General features: G+C 53.8%; 12 protein-coding genes. All 12 read left to right on the top strand.

Features of this window, described 5'->3' with window-relative positions:
* The first annotated feature begins 55 nt into the window (after positions 1-55).
* The 12 genes from IEW06_RS02160 (at position 56) to IEW06_RS02105 (ending at position 16,389) form a co-directional block, all read left to right on the top strand.
* The gene (locus IEW06_RS02160; protein WP_187734090.1) at positions 56-1,294 is read left to right on the top strand and encodes a M20 metallopeptidase family protein; all 1,239 of its coding nucleotides are present in this window, start codon (positions 56-58) and stop codon (positions 1,292-1,294) included.
* On the top strand, positions 1,287-2,141 hold the full coding sequence (locus IEW06_RS02155) for a hypothetical protein (RefSeq protein WP_187734091.1): 855 nt from the start codon (positions 1,287-1,289) through the stop codon (positions 2,139-2,141). The genes IEW06_RS02160 and IEW06_RS02155 overlap by 8 nt, the downstream gene beginning before the upstream one ends.
* 314 nt (positions 2,142-2,455) lie before the next feature.
* A complete protein-coding gene (locus IEW06_RS02150) occupies positions 2,456-2,920 on the top strand; it encodes an Hsp20/alpha crystallin family protein (RefSeq protein WP_187734092.1) in 465 nt (154 codons plus the stop codon).
* 181 nt (positions 2,921-3,101) lie between these two features.
* Positions 3,102-4,610 (top strand): Do family serine endopeptidase, encoded by a 1,509-nt coding sequence (locus IEW06_RS02145; protein ID WP_223284868.1) that lies wholly within the window; start codon positions 3,102-3,104, stop codon positions 4,608-4,610.
* A 109-nt stretch (positions 4,611-4,719) separates the two neighbouring features.
* Positions 4,720-6,318: an L-piperidine-6-carboxylate dehydrogenase gene (gene amaB / locus IEW06_RS02140; protein ID WP_187734093.1), complete on the top strand. Its 1,599-nt coding sequence runs from the start codon at positions 4,720-4,722 to the stop codon at positions 6,316-6,318.
* A gap of 285 nt (positions 6,319-6,603) precedes the next feature.
* A complete protein-coding gene (map, locus tag IEW06_RS02135) occupies positions 6,604-7,368 on the top strand; it encodes a type I methionyl aminopeptidase (RefSeq protein ID WP_187734094.1) in 765 nt (254 codons plus the stop codon).
* Between the two features lie 201 nt (positions 7,369-7,569).
* Positions 7,570-8,130, top strand: coding sequence for an RNA polymerase sigma factor (locus tag IEW06_RS02130; RefSeq protein ID WP_187734095.1), 561 nt, complete (start codon positions 7,570-7,572; stop codon positions 8,128-8,130).
* 99 nt (positions 8,131-8,229) lie between these two features.
* The gene (locus tag IEW06_RS02125) at positions 8,230-8,982 is read left to right on the top strand and encodes a hypothetical protein (RefSeq protein ID WP_188547340.1); all 753 of its coding nucleotides are present in this window, start codon (positions 8,230-8,232) and stop codon (positions 8,980-8,982) included.
* Entirely contained in the window at positions 8,979-10,229 is a 1,251-nt protein-coding gene (locus tag IEW06_RS02120) for a hypothetical protein (RefSeq protein ID WP_187734097.1), read from the top strand. The genes IEW06_RS02125 and IEW06_RS02120 overlap by 4 nt, the downstream gene beginning before the upstream one ends.
* Positions 10,230-10,409: 180 nt before the next feature.
* The gene (locus IEW06_RS02115) at positions 10,410-10,961 is read left to right on the top strand and encodes a PPC domain-containing DNA-binding protein (RefSeq protein ID WP_223284869.1); all 552 of its coding nucleotides are present in this window, start codon (positions 10,410-10,412) and stop codon (positions 10,959-10,961) included.
* 354 nt (positions 10,962-11,315) lie between these two features.
* Positions 11,316-14,426, top strand: a complete 3,111-nt coding sequence (locus IEW06_RS02110; protein ID WP_187734098.1) for a toxin-antitoxin system YwqK family antitoxin — start codon at positions 11,316-11,318, stop codon at positions 14,424-14,426.
* The gene (locus IEW06_RS02105; RefSeq protein WP_188547338.1) at positions 14,413-16,389 is read left to right on the top strand and encodes a DUF3858 domain-containing protein; all 1,977 of its coding nucleotides are present in this window, start codon (positions 14,413-14,415) and stop codon (positions 16,387-16,389) included. The genes IEW06_RS02110 and IEW06_RS02105 overlap by 14 nt, the downstream gene beginning before the upstream one ends.
* Positions 16,390-16,406 lie beyond the last annotated feature (17 nt).

The following is a 16,406-nucleotide window of genomic DNA, read 5'->3' as shown; positions in this document are numbered from 1 at the left end:
CGCATCCATCGACAAAAGTCGAATTACCTGCTCCCAGAAACACTACATCTTTCCTATGAGCCAGAGCCTTATTTCCCGTATCCGAGAGCTAGCTGCCGCCACTGCTGCCGAAACTGTTGCTTTGCGCGAGCATCTGCACGCGCATCCGGAGCTTTCTTTTCAGGAAGTAAACACGGCCGCTTTTGTGACGGCAGCGCTGAAAAAGCTTGGCCTGGCTCCGCAGCCCTTGGCAAATACGGGTGTGGTAGCGCTTATCGAAGGCAAAAACCCTGGTAGCCGCACCGTAGCCCTGCGCGCCGACATGGATGCGCTGCCTATTCAGGAAACCAACGACGTGCCATACCGCTCCACCAATCCGGGCGTGATGCATGCCTGCGGCCACGATGTGCACACCTCTTCTTTGCTGGGAACTGCCCGTATTCTAACCCAGTTGCGCACTGAATTTGAGGGAACGGTGAAGCTGATTTTTCAGCCTGGCGAGGAAATACTGCCTGGTGGTGCATCGCTCATGATAAAGGAAGGCGTGCTGGAAAACCCAACTCCGGCCAGCGTATTTGGGCAGCACGTGTTTCCCATGCTGCCGGCGGGTATGGTTGGGCTGCGGCCCGGACGCTACATGGCCAGCACCGACGAGCTGTACATGACCGTGCGCGGCAAAGGTGGTCATGGCGCTATGCCTGAGCAAAATATTGATCCGGTACTAGTTACTGCCCATATTATTGTCGCGGCCCAACAGATTGTGAGCCGCCGCGCCAATCCTAAACTGCCCTCGGTGCTGTCATTCGGTAAAGTCATTGCCAATGGAGCTACCAACGTGATTCCCAATGAAGTGTACGTGGAAGGTACTTTCCGTACTCTGAATGAAGAATGGCGCAATGACGCTCACGTTCATCTGCGTAAGCTGGTGGAAGGGATTGCCGAATCGATGGGGGCCACCTGTGAACTGGAGATTCGCCGGGGCTATCCTTACCTCGAAAATGAACCCCAGCTGACCGCCCGCACCCGCGCCGCGGCTGAGGAGTATCTGGGCGCCGAAAACGTAGTTGAGCTGGACCAATGGATGGCAGCGGAGGATTTTGCCTACTTCTCCCAGCAAGCTGATGCCTGTTTCTACCGCCTCGGCACCAGCGCTCCCGACGGTCGTCACAGATCCTCCGTACATACGCCCACCTTCGACATCGACCCTAAGGCCCTCGAAACGGGTCCTGGCCTTATGGCCTGGCTTACCTTGCACGAGCTGGGTATCACTGCTCACTCTGTTGCTGCCGACACTTCGGTTACTATCAATGCGTAAAGGTTCCTTCGAAAAAATGCCCCCCAGCGCCTGGGGGGCATTTTTGGTTGTTCTATTGGCTGGGCTGCTGAGCGGATCCGTTGTACATGGTCAAAGCCGGCGGGTGGTAAATGGCCTGGGCTTGGCGCCTTCACTGCAAGCTGAATACGCCTTGTCCGGCGACGATTACGTGTTTACAGGAACCAACACGCCATTCTCCACGGGTGGCTTCGATGGCCTTGACCTAGATCGGGCGGGGCTTAATGCGGGTTATGAGCGTTTTTGGGACACCCGCTGGAGCGGGGGTGCAACGTTAGGACTAAGCGCCTACAGTGTTAACCGTAACGGGGGTGAAGTTTCACCCCTTGAAGTTGATATAGCCCCGGAGCTGTTTTTGCGGCATTGGAACACCCTAGGCAGCTTCAATTTTCGTCAGCGGTTGGGCGTCGAATACCTGATTGCGGGAGGTGAGGGCAATGAAAGCCGGGCCCGCACAAGGCTTCGCTTCGATCTTGATCGGCTGCTTCCGGTGGGCCGGGTGGTGTTGCGGCCGCGCCTTTCGTATGAGGCATTTGCCTACCTGCGCTTCCAGCGCGACGAAAACGAGCCCAAAGAGCGCACGATTGACTTCACGGCGCTGCGGGCCGAAGTCGGGTTGCGCCTATCTGACCACTTCGACTTTACGCCTTGGTTTGCTTACCAAAGCGCCTATAGCAATGTGCTCCAACAAACCGACATCGACGGCAACGTCGTGATTCCGGGCGGCCGCCGCAACTTTGTGACTCCTGTGCTGGGGCTGGATCTGCGCTACACTATTTTCAAGGGCAAGCAGGTATTTGACCGTCGTCAGCTACCAACACAGCATTAGTACTAACTGTGTATTTCTGGCTTTGGTAAAAGTGGTTTGGGGGGCTTTTTTTCAATGCAGGCCCAAGCTAAACCACAAGAAATTATATTTTAGGTGACATTAAGTCATCATGCTGCTTGAGCACAATAGTGTATATGAGTTACAGAAAGGCAGATTATGTTCCGGGTTATAGAGTGTTCTAATCCGCTAGCATAATAGAATAAGACTTTTTGGCAGAAGTAATTCGCTAAAATTGATTGGTACAGAATTTATAGAATGGGAGTGTCGCCGCTTCAAAACGGCCTTCATTCTGACTTCTAAAAACATCTGTTATCATGGCTACCATTCTGTATAACAACCGTCCTGCTACTCGTCCTGCCCGCGCTTTCAACACTGTATTAAGTGAACTTTTGCGCGACACGCTGCCAACCGCTACTGAGCCCGTTAAATCCTTCATCCCTCAGGCCGACATCCTTGAGTCGGAGGCTGGGTTTGAGTTGCACTTAGCCCTGCCCGGCGTAGCGAAAGAAGCTGTACAAATTGATTTTCAGGAGGGCAAACTCGTTGTCAGCGGTGAGCGCAAAGCGCCTGAAGCCGTTGAAGCTAAAGAGGGTGAACCGCAAAATGCCCCCCGGTTCCGCCGCGTCGAAACCAATTTCGGTAGCTTCACCCGCACCTTCCGCCTCCCCGACACAGTGGATGTAACGGCCATCGAAGCCGAAATGGCGGATGGTATCCTGCGTGTTCGTTTGCCTTTTGACGGTAAGAAAGTGACCAAGCACCACATTGAGGTGCGTTAAGAATATGATTTAAAAAAAGGCTCCGTATTTGGAGCCTTTTTTTAAATCTCTCCTGTTGTACATATAAGCAACCTCGCTACGTTAGGTTGCATCTTATAGTCGAAGCGAGGATCGTATTTGAACCTTGCCTTTTTTGCTTTAAATTCAACTTCTTCTCATATCCAATCCTCGTTTCTTACCCATGCAAGCAAAACAAATGATGCTCGGCCTGCTCGGTTCTGCCATTCTGGGCGGGGGCGTGGCCGTGGGCGGGTATAAGCTATTAGAGCCTACCAACTCCAACGCACCGCAGGTAGTAGCCGCCGATCCGAATGTGCGCTATACCAGTGAGTTGCGCAACAGTGACTATGTAGTGCCGGAAGGTCTGAACTTTGTGGCGGCCGCCTCATCGGTGACGCCGGCCGTGGTGCACGTCATGACGGAGTACGCTCCCAAAATGCGCAGCAACGCCGGTTCTCAGCGCATGGACCCGCTATTGCGTCAGTTCTTTGGTGAGGATTTCGATCAATACCACCAGTCGCCGCAAGCGGGTCCTCAGATGGGCTCGGGCTCGGGTGTTATTATCGCGGCCAATGGCTATATCGTCACCAATAACCACGTGATTGATAAGGCCGATAAGATTGAAGTGGTACTAGACGATAAGCGCAAGTACAAGGCTGAGCTGGTGGGCACCGACCCGACCACCGACCTTGCTCTCCTGAAAGTGCAGGCCGACAATCTGCCCTTCGTGCGCTACGGCAACTCCGACAATGTGAAAGTAGGAGAGTGGGTGCTGGCTATCGGTAACCCTTTCAACCTGAACTCGACCGTTACGGCTGGTATTATTTCCGCTAAAGGCCGCAACATTGGTATTCTGCAGCGTGAAGACCGCATGGGCCTGGAGTCGTTCCTGCAGACTGACGCGGTTGTAAACCGTGGTAACTCGGGTGGCGCCTTAGTCAATTTGAATGGCGATTTGGTCGGTATTAACTCGGCCATTGCTTCTCAAAGCGGCAATTTTGAAGGCTACTCTTTCGCCGTGCCCAGCAGCATTGTGAGCAAAGTAGTAGATGATCTGCTGAAGTATAAAGTAGTGCAGCGGGCCTTGCTCGGCGTCCAGATTCGGGAAGTAGATGCCCGGTTGGCTTCCGAGAAAAAGCTGAAGAACCTGAACGGCGTGTACGTGGAGGAGCTGAGCGAAAACAGCGCTGCTGAGGCTGCCGGCCTGGAAAAAGGTGACGTGATTACCGAAATCAACGGCGCCAAGGTGAACACTTCATCGCAGCTGCAGGAGCAGGTAGCCCGCTACCGCCCCGGCGACAAGATTAAAGTAGCTTTCCTGCGTGGTGGCAACGAGCGTACCGCTACTACTACGCTTCGCAACGCCACCGGCACCACGGATGTGGTGCGGGCCGAGGTAGCCAAGGCTGTGAAGTACGAAGGCGCGACGCTGGAGCCTGTTAGCAGCCAGGAGTTGAGCAAGCTCGGCATTGAAGGCGGCGCTAAGATCAAAGGCATCCGCGACAGCAACTTCCGCCAGACGGGTATTGCCGATGGCTTCATCATCACGCGCATCGACAAGAATAAGGTTGCCAAGCCCCAGGATGTGCAGCGCTATTTAGAGATTGCCAAAAACGGTGATGGTGCCTTGGTTGAAGGGATTTACCCTGATGGCCGCAAAGCATACTACCCCATTGGTCAGGCTGAATAAGCGAGTTGGATAGAACCCAAAAAAGCCCCCCAGAAAACTGGGGGGCTTTTTTGTTAGTTTTGTTTCTCTTACTACCCACCCCTTCCCAGCGTCTATTTCCCTTTTCATTATGAAACAAGCACTCGAAGAAGCCACCGCCACGGGCACTGATGTACAAGAGCATGATCCGCACGGTATCAAGTCAGTATTGCGTGAATTGGGCGTTGAAGCCCGCAATCCAGCCTTTAGCACCGGCCTGAAATGGGGTGGCGCCACTAATACCAAGACCCGCGCCATTCACTCGCCCGCCGATGGGCAATTGATTGGCGAAGTAAGCTTTGCCACCGCCGCCGACTACGAACAAGTAGTGCAGACGGCTCAGGAAGCATTCCAAACCTGGCGGCTGGTGCCTGCGCCCAAGCGCGGCGAAATCGTGCGCCAGATCGGCAACAAGCTGCGCGACTACAAGGAGCCGCTCGGCAAGCTGGTGAGCTACGAGATGGGCAAAATACTACAGGAAGGCTTGGGCGAAGTGCAGGAAATGATTGATATCTGCGACTTTGCCGTGGGTCTTTCGCGCCAGCTGCACGGCTTCACCATGCACTCCGAGCGCCCCGCCCACCGCATGTACGACCAGTATCATCCGCTGGGCGTGGTCGGCATTATTTCGGCCTTCAATTTCCCGGTGGCCGTCTGGAGCTGGAACGCCATGCTGGCCGCCGTCTGTGGCGACGTGAGCATCTGGAAGCCTTCCGAGAAAACGCCGCTGGTCGCGGTGGCCGTGCAGCACATTATCCGGGATGTACTGAAGGAAAACGAGTTGCCGGAGGGTATTTTCAACCTCATCATTGGCGACGCCGAGATTGGCCAGTTGATGGCCGCCGATGGCCGCGTGCCGCTGGTGTCGGCTACCGGCTCCACCCGGATGGGCAAGAAAGTGGGCGAAGTAGTGGGCGCACGCCTGGGCCGCGCGCTGCTGGAGCTGGGGGGCAATAATGCCATTATCCTCACCGAACACGCCGATCTGGACATTGCCATGCGGGCCGTCGTGTTTGGGGCCGTGGGCACAGCCGGCCAGCGCTGCACCACGACGCGCCGCCTCATCATTCACGATTCTATTTTTGAAGACGTAAAGCAGCGTCTGCTCACCATCTACCCCAAGCTGCCCATCGGTAATCCGCTGACGGAAGGCACGTTGGTAGGTCCGCTGATCGATGAAGCTGCCGTGCGCGGATTCAGCGAAGCGCTGGCAGCCGTGCAGCAGGAGGGAGGCAAATTGCTGATTGGGGGGCAAATTCTGACCGGCGACCAGTATCCGGGGGGCAATTATGTGCAGCCCGCTTTGGTCGAAGCCGAAAATTATTACCACACGGTGCAGGAAGAAACGTTCGCGCCCATCCTGTATCTGATCAAATACAGCGGTGATGTGGAAGCTGCCATTGCCCTGCAAAATGGCGTGCGCCAAGGCTTATCGTCGTCCATCTTTACCCTGAATATGCGCGAAGCCGAAGCATTCCTGTCGCAGGCGGGCTCCGACTGTGGCATTGCCAACGTGAACATCGGTACTTCCGGCGCCGAGATCGGGGGCGCATTCGGCGGCGAAAAGGAAACCGGCGGCGGCCGCGAATCCGGCTCCGACGCCTGGAAAATCTATATGCGCCGCCAGACGAATACCATCAACTACTCGCGGGAGCTACCGCTGGCCCAGGGAATTAAGTTTGATATATAAAGTAGCTTAGTCAAACTCGTCTTTCTGTCGAGCACCCTGCCTGAGTTCACTGCAAAGAAGACCCGCGTAGTTTCTACACGGGTCTTCTTTATACATGCCGGGGAAAGATCATTTGCCCTAACTTGGATTATCCGGATTCCAATTGTTTGTCGGGTATATAATGGCGGAAGCGAGCCCGAGTAATAAGCTTGAAACCGCCAGCCAGTTCACTCAAACTAGTGTCGCCTTCTTTTGGCGTTCACTGCCCAACGCTGTACCACCTCAGAAAACCAAAAGCTGCATCCTATGTCTATCACTTCTCACGCAGACTTAGCCGGCCTTCAGCGCATCAGCGAAGCCGTTGGCATTACCCTCAAACAGATGCGCGAGTATGCTGAGCCGGGCATGACGACCAAAGAGCTGGACGAATACGGCGGACGTATGCTGGCCGCCATGGGGGCCAAATCGGCCCCCCGGCTTACCTATGGCTTTCCGGGCTGGACGTGCATCAGCGTGAATAACGAAGTGGCGCACGGAATTCCTTCGGCCCGTAAGGTGCTGCAAGAAGGCGACCTAGTGAATATCGACGTATCGGCGGAGTTGGGCGGCTACTGGGCCGATAATGGTGGCTCCTTCGTGCTCGGGGCGGATATTCACCAGCACCAGCCTCTGGTTGATGCCTCCCGTCAAATCCTGCGTACCGCCCTCAGCGGCATTCGCGGCGGTGTCCGCATTGCTGATATTGGGGGGCTGATTGAAGCAGAAGCGCGAAAATTAGGGTATCGGGTGATCAAGAACTTGGTGGGGCATGGAATTGGACGCAGCCTGCACGAAGAACCGACGGAAATCCCTTGCTACTACGACCGCTACAACCGCAAGCGCTTTAAAATGAACTCGGTGGTAGCAGTAGAAACGTTTATTTCTACTCGCGCCACGTTCGCCCATCCGCTCAGCGACGGCTGGACGCTGACTACCAAAGACGGCAGCTTCGTAGCCCAGCACGAGCATACCATTGTGATTACGGATGACGAGCCTCTCATTCTTACGGCGGCGAACCGGATCTGGGAATAGTTGTAACCTGTTGCGGAACGCGCCTTGGCTCCTAACTTGACCCTGCCCCGCAACCTGGGTTATTTAGTCTGAGACCCCGTGCAACCCGCCTTATCGTTTATTGTCTTTCTCTTGCTTATCCATCAGAACGAGCAGTTTAGCGAAGAAATTCGGATATTCACGGGCTGTTATTTCTGACCTTGCACAACCCAAATATCGCACATGGAGGCTTTTGCGTATACTGATATCAACGCCCCGTTGGTGGAGCGTTGCCGCTTGGGCGACCGCCGTGCCCAGGCTGAAATCTATAAGCGCTACGCGAAGGCAATGTTCAATGCCTCCCTGCGCATTACCGGCGACTTTGCCGAGGCCGAAGACGTGTTGCAGGAGTCGTTCCTGAGCGCGTTTCGTGAGCTGCATAGCTACAAGGGCGACTCGTCGTTCGGTAGTTGGCTGAAGCGCATCGTCATCAACAAAAGCATTAACTGCCTGCGCAATCGGCGCTTGCAGCTGGTGCCGCTGGCCGAGCAGCACGATTCGGTGGGCTCCGATCAGGACGACGACACCGACTTTACGGAAGTAAGTTGGCGAGCTGACCGATTGCGCCGCTGCATCCAGGAACTACCTGATGGCTACCGCGTAGTACTCTCACTGTACCTGCTCGAAGGCTACGATCACGCCGAAATAGCAGGCATTCTGAATATAACCGAATCAACCTCCAAATCACAGTATAGTAGGGCCCGAAAAAAATTGCTGGAACTAGGGCGCCAGCACGGATTGTAAAGCACCTAGTAAGTGTTGGATACACCGGCCGGACTAACGCTCCACCCACATAGCCGCGGGTCATGGTCGAAGGGAAGAAACGTGCGAATAACCACCTGTATGAACGAGAATAAGAAATCACTTGAAGCTTTCGTAGAGCAGCACCGCGCCGACTTCGACGCGTTCGAGCCACGCCCCGATCTGTGGGACAGCATCGAAGAGGAGCTGACGACGCAATCTGTGGCGTTCGACGAAACGGAAGAGGAAGTGCCCCTGCGCATTATAAAACTGGCCCCCGAGCCAGTAGTACCAGCCAAAAAAGCCCCTTGGAATGGCCGCTTTGGCATTGCCGCCGCTATTGCCGTTACGGTACTAGCCGGTGGGGGGCTTTTCTGGCAAAACTCCGCCTCACCAACTGCCTCTGTCTGGACAAGCATTAGTCCTGCGCCTTACCTTACCACGGCTCCTACGGAAGAAGAAACCAACGACTCCTTTTATTACGGAACCAACCCTGTAGCCACGGCGGCCGCCAATGCGCCTACCCAGCGCCTGAACACGGCTGTGAAGCAGATGGAAGCCTACTTTGCCTCCCAGATCAAAGAACGGGCCGGCGAGTTACGCCAGCTGGAAGAAGAAAGCTCCAACGCCCCCGCCGCCGATTGGCAACGCGAGCTGGCTGTACTCGACTCGACATATGCCCAACTCAAAACCGAGCTATACCGCAACCCCGAGCCAGACATGGTGCTCGACGCCATGAATCGCAACCTGCAAATCAGGGTTGATATCTTAAACCAGCAGCTGCGGACCCGCGAAAGAATGCTGGAGTACCACACTGATGAGCCAGAAGTGGCCAAAAACAATCGCAAGCGATGAAAACGGTCCTGATGGGTTTTAACTACTGTCTGTTGTCGCTGGCGGCGAGCCTCACGCTGATTCAGCCTGGAAAAGCCGAGCAGCTTTCTCCTCTGGAGCCAGTGACTGTTGTCATTGATAACTACCACCAGGGGGCTGGTACCACTCAGCCGGGTATGCCGCAGCAGGGTGGCGCCCCGCCTTCCACGGCGCCGGTACAGCAAGGCAGCCAGGGCCAGCAAGAAATGAGTGCGGTGCCAGCCGTGGAAAAGAGCCGCAAGCTGAGCCGCACCTTCGCGGCGCGCGCCGACAAGCCATACTCCTTGCAAACCCGCTACGGCCGCGTACAGATCAATACCTGGAACCGGGCCGAAATTCGCACCGACGTTGATATCATTACCCGCGCCGACTCAGACGAAAAAGCGCAGGAGCTGATGAATATGATTCAGGTGAGAATGCTGGAAAACGACCCGAATACGGGTGGAATAGCCGTTCAGTCGAAGTTTGGAGCTATGCCTAACGGTTGCGCCAGCCGGCAACGGCTCTACGAAGTGAACTACACCGTTTGGCTGCCCAAAAACACGAATTTACGCGTGTACAATACCTTCGGCGACATCAGCATCAACAACGATCTGACAGGCACCACGGAGCTGGCAGTAGAATATGGCAGTCTGCGCACAAGCCGCCTGGATGGTCCACAAAACCTATTGCGCGTAGGTAACGGTCAGAGCACCATTGCTTTCGCCAGCAAAGCCAGCATCGATGCTTCTTACTCCAAACTCCGCCTGGACGCGGGGGAAGTGGTAGACTTGCGCAACAACTACTCCGATATCGACATCGGTACCGTGCGCGATCTGACGGTACACAGCAAGTACGGCGACGTGGCTCTGGGTACCGTTCGGAATCTGCGCGGCTCGTCGGGCTTCTCTAAGTTCAGCATTGATCAATTAAATGACCAACTGGATATGAAGGTGCAGTACTGCCCCGCTTTTGAAGTCCGCAACACCGGCAAAAATTTCCGTCAGATCAATCTGGATGGCGGCTACAGCACTTTTCTGCTGAACTTCTCGGAAGGTGCCGGGTTTGACTTTGATGTGAATACCCTGCACGGCAAGCTTCTGGTTGATAAAGAGTTAGTGCGTGTTCGGTCGGAAGAAAGCAGCTCAACTGCCAGCGATACGCAGGGTAAGTTTGGGGGAGCCAGCGCCAAAAATTCTGGCAACGTAAACATCAAAGTGCGCTACGGCAACGTAAGCTTTAATAAATAGGGCGCTGCAACGCCCTCATCACTATCGTTCTGGTGGTGAGTGCAGAAGGGTAGTGAGGAGAGGAGAAAAGTCAGCTAGAGCTGGCTCTTCTCCTCTTTATTTTTTGCTGTACCCTACGCTGGGGGGCAAAAATTATTCACTGTTAGTCAGCGGCTACCTTTGCGCTGCCAACCTGTCTGTATGCGCCTTATACTCACTACGCTTCTGCTCGGACTAACTGTCTCAGAGACTTTTGCCCAAACCAAAGCTGCTATGTCTTCGCCTGTTGCGCCCGCCGTGTCTGCCCTGTCGTCGCCCATGCGTACGTATGCGCTACGCTTAGCACCCGGCCAGGATTTGCGGCAGCAGCTTCAGGCTTTCGCCCAAGCCTATCAGATAAAAGCTGCTACTATAATTACGGGGGTTGGCAGCCTGACTACCGTTCGGCTGCGCCTCGCCAATCAGCCTGGATCAACTGAGTATAAGGGGCATTTCGAGGTAGTGTCGCTGGTGGGTACGCTCTCTGTAAATGGCAGCCACCTACATCTGGCCGTTGCTGACTCCGCGGGTCAAACCATTGGGGGGCATTTAGTAGATGGCAACCTGGTTTATACCACCATGGAACTGGTAATAGGTGTGCTGGAAGAGCTAGACTTTCGGCGCGAAACAGATCCTGTTTCTACCTATCAGGAGTTGGTGGTTTATCCGGCTGAAGTCCGTAAGAAAATGACAATTGATAAGCCGAAAAAGTAAGCGCCATATTGTTTAATGTACTTGATATAAATTTTGCATAGTTAGTGCCCAGTTCTTTCAGGAAATCACTGAAATACGTACTATTGTAGGAATGTTCCGTGAACTGCCGTGGTTGCGGACAGGCTGGCGCATTACTATACTATCAGGTTTAATTTGATGCGCATTTCTACTTATAGCGCCCTGCTATTTCTATGGGCAGGTGCTACTACGGCAGCTTGGAGCCAGCAAACCCCGCCAAAATCGCTAGCCAATTCTCAACAGGTTTTACAAGAAGGATCTGCACTGCACAGCAAGGGAGAATATGCGGCAGCTATTGCTCGCTACTTAACGGTTAGTTCGGCTGACACGAACTACTTGAAGGTTCAAAGTGAACTGGCTTCATCTTATTTACAAAGCAAGCAGTACCCAGAAGCGGCCGCTATTAGCAGTAGGTTGGTTGCCTTGCAGGTGCATGATGCGCAGCCCTATGATATTTTAGCCACAGCGCAGGAATCTCAGGGCAATGCAAAAGCCGCACTTGCCACCTATACGGAAGCACTCCGACGGTTCCCATACAACCAGATACTATGGTATAATCAGGGGGTAAGTCAGGGCCTGGTTAATGACTACCCCGCCGCGTTAGCGAGCTGGCAACGCAGCCTTGAGCTGAGCCCGCTGCATGGCAGTACTCATTACCAGTTGGCCCAACTGGCTATACGGCAAGGCCAGCCTGCTCGCGCCTTGATAAGCCTGCTTACATTCCTATCTATCAATCCAGACAGCCGAGATATACTCATACTGGCCGAGCAAATATCTTCTAATGCTCTGGAATTAGATGCGAAGGAAAAACTGACGCCTTTTGTCCCTAATGAGGCATTCCGGGAACTCGACTTACTAATAAACTCTAAGGCTGCCCTGCGCAAAGACTACAACTCGAAGGTGAAGTTTAACGCTAACGTAGTAAAGCAAGCGCAGCTGCTAGTTGAGAAATTTCCGGTGGCCGGCCCCAATGAAACCGATCTGTGGCTGCGTGCCTACACGCCCTTAATACAAGTCTTGCGTCAGGACGAAAACCTGATTGCCTTCACGTATCTCATTTTGTCCTCGGCTGATGATAAAAAGGCAGCGGGGTGGGTGAAAAGCAACAAAGGCAAAATTGATAAAATGGTAGAGGCTGCCGGGCCTGCTATCAATCAATTTCGAGCCTATCAAACTTCCTCAACAGTACAGGGCAAACCCACGCGCATTAAGGCATGGTTTACCGGTGAGGGTAAATTAGAAGGATTGGGCGATGGAGAGGGCACGGGCGAAAAAGCCATTTTGCGGGGCCCTTGGCAAATGATTGATGAGGAAGGTGCTATTACGGAGGAAGGAAGCTTTTCAAACGCGGGCAATCGGGTAGGCACATGGCGCAGCTACCATATCAATGGTCGTTTGGAAAAAGAGCTGGCTTATGATGCGGAAGGCAAGCTTCACGGTCGCTACGTAGAGTATCATGATAACGGGGCGTTATCGGTAGAAGGGAACTACGAGCATGGGCAGCCGGCGGGCGTTGCCAAGCTTTACCATTACTGCGGTACCATCCGGGAGGTACGTCCCTACGCACAAGGCGACATCAACGGCGAGGCGCTTTTTTATTATACTGACGGAAAGCTGCAACGACGGACTAACTATAAGTCTGATAAGAAGGAGGGAATAGAAACCGGCTTTTATGCCGATGGTACCCCAGAGTACACCACCACCTACATGGCCGGCAAGCGCCAGGGGGCATTTACAGTATACTATGCTGATAAGGCACTAGAGCGCAAAGGCTCTTATGACCAGGATGAAATGCACGGCCCATACACAGAGTATCATGCTAATGGGCAGGTGGAGTCGACTGGTACGCTCAATCATGGCAAGCTTACTGGCCCACTAAAGCTGTATTATACAACGGGTAAGCTTAGCGTAGAGAAAAACTATGATGCAGCGACAGGCGAGCTACATGGCCCATACCGCGACTATGATTTTGATGGTAAGCTGTTAGAGGAACAACTCTACGACCAAGGGCGAGTGACCCGAGTATCGGCATATGATGCGGGGGGCAAAATGGTAAGCCAGACACCAGTAGCTAAAAAAGGGAAAACTACCATCAAAGGCCTGCGCATCGATGGTACCACGCTCTATACTGGTAGCTATTTAAATGGTCAGCCCGATGGCGAGTGGGTATTTCTGCACCGCAACGGCGCTACTCGGGAAGTACGCCGCTACGCCTCTGGTGTGCGGCAAGGCCTTTCGGAAGAGTACTACGCGACGGGTAAGCTGAAGCAGCGCTATAGCTATGTCAATGACGAGTTGGACGGATTCTGCGAGTTGTTTTACCCTGATGGCGTAGTACAGCGGGCGGGCTTCTACCAGCATGGACAGGAGCAGGGAGAGTGGCGTCAGTACTATGCCGATGGTACCTTGAGTGAACAGTACAACCTCCTGAATGGCACTGTGCACGGCCAAGCACGCAGCTTTACCCCAACTCGCCAGCTTACCCAAGAGCGGTGGCTCGAATACGGCCGTCTGCTTACGCTTACAGCCTTCGACTCGACGGGGAAAGTGGTAGATCGTTTTGACATCACGCACGCTAGCAAAAAGTTTTCCCTGCATTACCCCGGCGGCAAACCGCGTCTTGAGAGTGCATTAGCTTGCTATGAGTTTGATGGCCCTGCAACCTGGTTTTCGCCCTCTGGCAAAACCGAGCTAAGCTACAGCCAGCAGCAAGGTAATCGTCATGGCGCCTTCCGGTCGTACCACCCTACTACGGGAAAGATTGCGATGGAAGGAACCTACCGCAACGGTCAGCGTGAGGGCGAATGGAAGCAATACTATGATTCCGGGAAGCTCAGAAGCAAAGGCACCTATCGCAACGGGGAAGAAGAAGGTGAGTGGCAGTATCTATTCGAAAACGGTCAGCCAGATATGACGCGCACATTTGTGGGTGGCGAGCTGCAAGGGCCTGCCCGCCAGCATAATATGCAGGGAGAATTATTGGTTGAAAAGATGTTTGAGCGTGGCGAAGCAGTTAGCTTCCGTGGCTCAGGATCGGATGGAAAACCAACTGGCGCATACCAGGCATTGACAGGCATACTGACTACTCAATTTGCCAATGGTAAGCCAGCTACAGTGGAAAACTATAAAGGCGGCCGCTACGATGGCACCCGCACTTACTACTATAGCAACGGGCAGGTATTCCGGCGGGTACAAAACCAAAACGGTGGTGTATTGAGCGGTTTGCTGACAACGTATTACCCTGACGGTAAGCTACGGGAAGAAGAAAATTATGCCCATGACGAGCTGCATGGCCGCAGCCGCTACTATCGTCCCGACGGTACGCTGGAGCGGGAGGAAAGCTACCGTAGCGGTGAAAAATCTGGCCCCACTATCTATTATAATGCTCAGGGCAAGCCTGTAAAAACAGAAGTATACTGGAATACTTACGTGTATGATGTTCGCTAACTGGCCCGGCCTGCTTTGCCATAGCAAAACAGTGCTGTCATTGATCGTCACTGCGGCAATGACCTCATCAATGGCGCTTGCTCAGCAACCTGTGCAGCTAATGCAGCAGATGCAACAGCAGTATCCGGGGGAGAAAGCTGTTTACCTTGATTACCGTCAGGACCTGACGGTAGAAGTGAAAGGCGACTCGGTTCAGGTGCTCGCGCGTCATCACTATGATATGCTGCATCTGGCGCCGCAGTCAGTGGCCTATGCCCCCGATCAGGTGTACAGCTCTTATTTCAATCGGTTGCAAAAGCTGGAGGCCCGTACGTTGCTGCCCGCCAATAATGACTACAAAACGGTTAAGGTAACGGACTTCAAGAATAAGTTTGAGATGCGTCCGGGGGTGTTTTTTGACGACGTACGCTCTACTAGCTTCAGTTATCCGGCAGTGGTACCCGGTGCGCGCACCGTGGCCGACTACACCACGCGCCATCCCGATGGGCGCTTTCTGGTACCCTTCAATTTTGCCTCCTACGTGCCCGTGCGTCATGCGGAGCTAACTATTACTGCCCCCCGCACCGTGAAAATAAGCGCTAAGCTGTTTCAGGTGCCGACTGGCAAAGTCAGCTTTAGCAAGCAGGAAAAAGGCAGCACGGTGATCTACCGCTGGGTAGCTGACAACCTGCCAGCTGTTCCGCGCGATGAAAATGCACCGGAATCGGACTACTACGTGCCCCATGTAGTTTACTATCTGGAAGAAGCCGTGATTGGTGGTCAGCCACGTAAGTTGCTGGGGGGCATTTCTGAGCTTTACACGCTGTATTCTGGCTTTATTGCCAACCTCGACAAAAAGGAGGATCCAGCCCTGCACCGGGTGGTGGACTCATTGATGGTAGGAGCTAAAACCGAGCAGGAGCGGGTGCAGCGCGTGTATTATTGGGTACAAGATCATGTACGCTATATCGCCTTCGAAAACGGACTTCGTGGCTTTATCCCGAATGATGCCGGCCAAGTATATGCTAAGCGATACGGCGACTGCAAGGACATGGCTAACCTCACGCACCAAATGTTGCGCTTGGCTGGAGTGAAGTCATATCTAACGTGGATTGGTACCCGCGACCTGCCTTACCACTACGCCGAGCTGGCAACTCCAGGTGTGGATAACCATATGATAACGGCTTACGAGTCGAAGTCGGGCGAGTATGTATTTTTAGATGCGACCAGCAAATACACGCCTTTCGGGATGCCGTCGTGGATGATTCAGGGTAAAGACGCTCTGCTTTCGCTCGATGCCAAGAATTGCAAAGTTGTGAGCGTGCCGGTAATGCCGAAGGAGCGCAATGTGGTGGTCGACGTGTCGCAAGTAGCGTTGGATGGCACTACCGGCCTGCGGGGCAGTGGGCAACTCGCCCTCGATGGCTATCCTAAAGTGCGTCAATCCTATGCCCTTGATGGTCTCGACAAAACCCAGGAGTCGAAAACAATTAAAAATCTGCTGGAGCGGGGAAACAACAAGTTTTTTGTGGACACCTATTCGGTTCAGAACCTCGATGCGCGCGATAAGTCGCTCACCATCGACTACGAATACCGGTTGCAGGATTATGTGCAGCGCCTGGACGACGAGATCTATGTGAACCTGAATCTGGATCAGTCTTATGGTACAGACCGTATCGACGTAGCCAAGCGTCGCCTGTCGCGCTTTAGCGACTATAACCACACCACCCGCACCCGCACAGAGTTTGAAATCCCAGCGGGCTACGATATCGAACACTTGCCTGAGAATGTGCAAACGCAGGATGCGGTGCTTGGCTTCTCAATTCGCTATGAGCGGCAAGGCAACAAAATTGTGCAGGAAAAAGAGTTGTACATGGATTGCCTGCTACTAGAGCCCGCCCAATTCGCCCAGTGGAACACAGTAGTCGACAAGTTAGGGGCGGCTTACCGCGATGTGCTTATCCTGAAAAAGAAGAAAGCTTGATTCTCCTTGGGGGGCTT

This window comes from Hymenobacter qilianensis (genome assembly GCF_014638675.1).
GTDB classification, from domain to species: domain Bacteria; phylum Bacteroidota; class Bacteroidia; order Cytophagales; family Hymenobacteraceae; genus Hymenobacter; species Hymenobacter qilianensis.
Note: the sequence above shows the minus strand (reverse complement) of the source record. Positions and strands in the feature narration are given on the sequence as shown.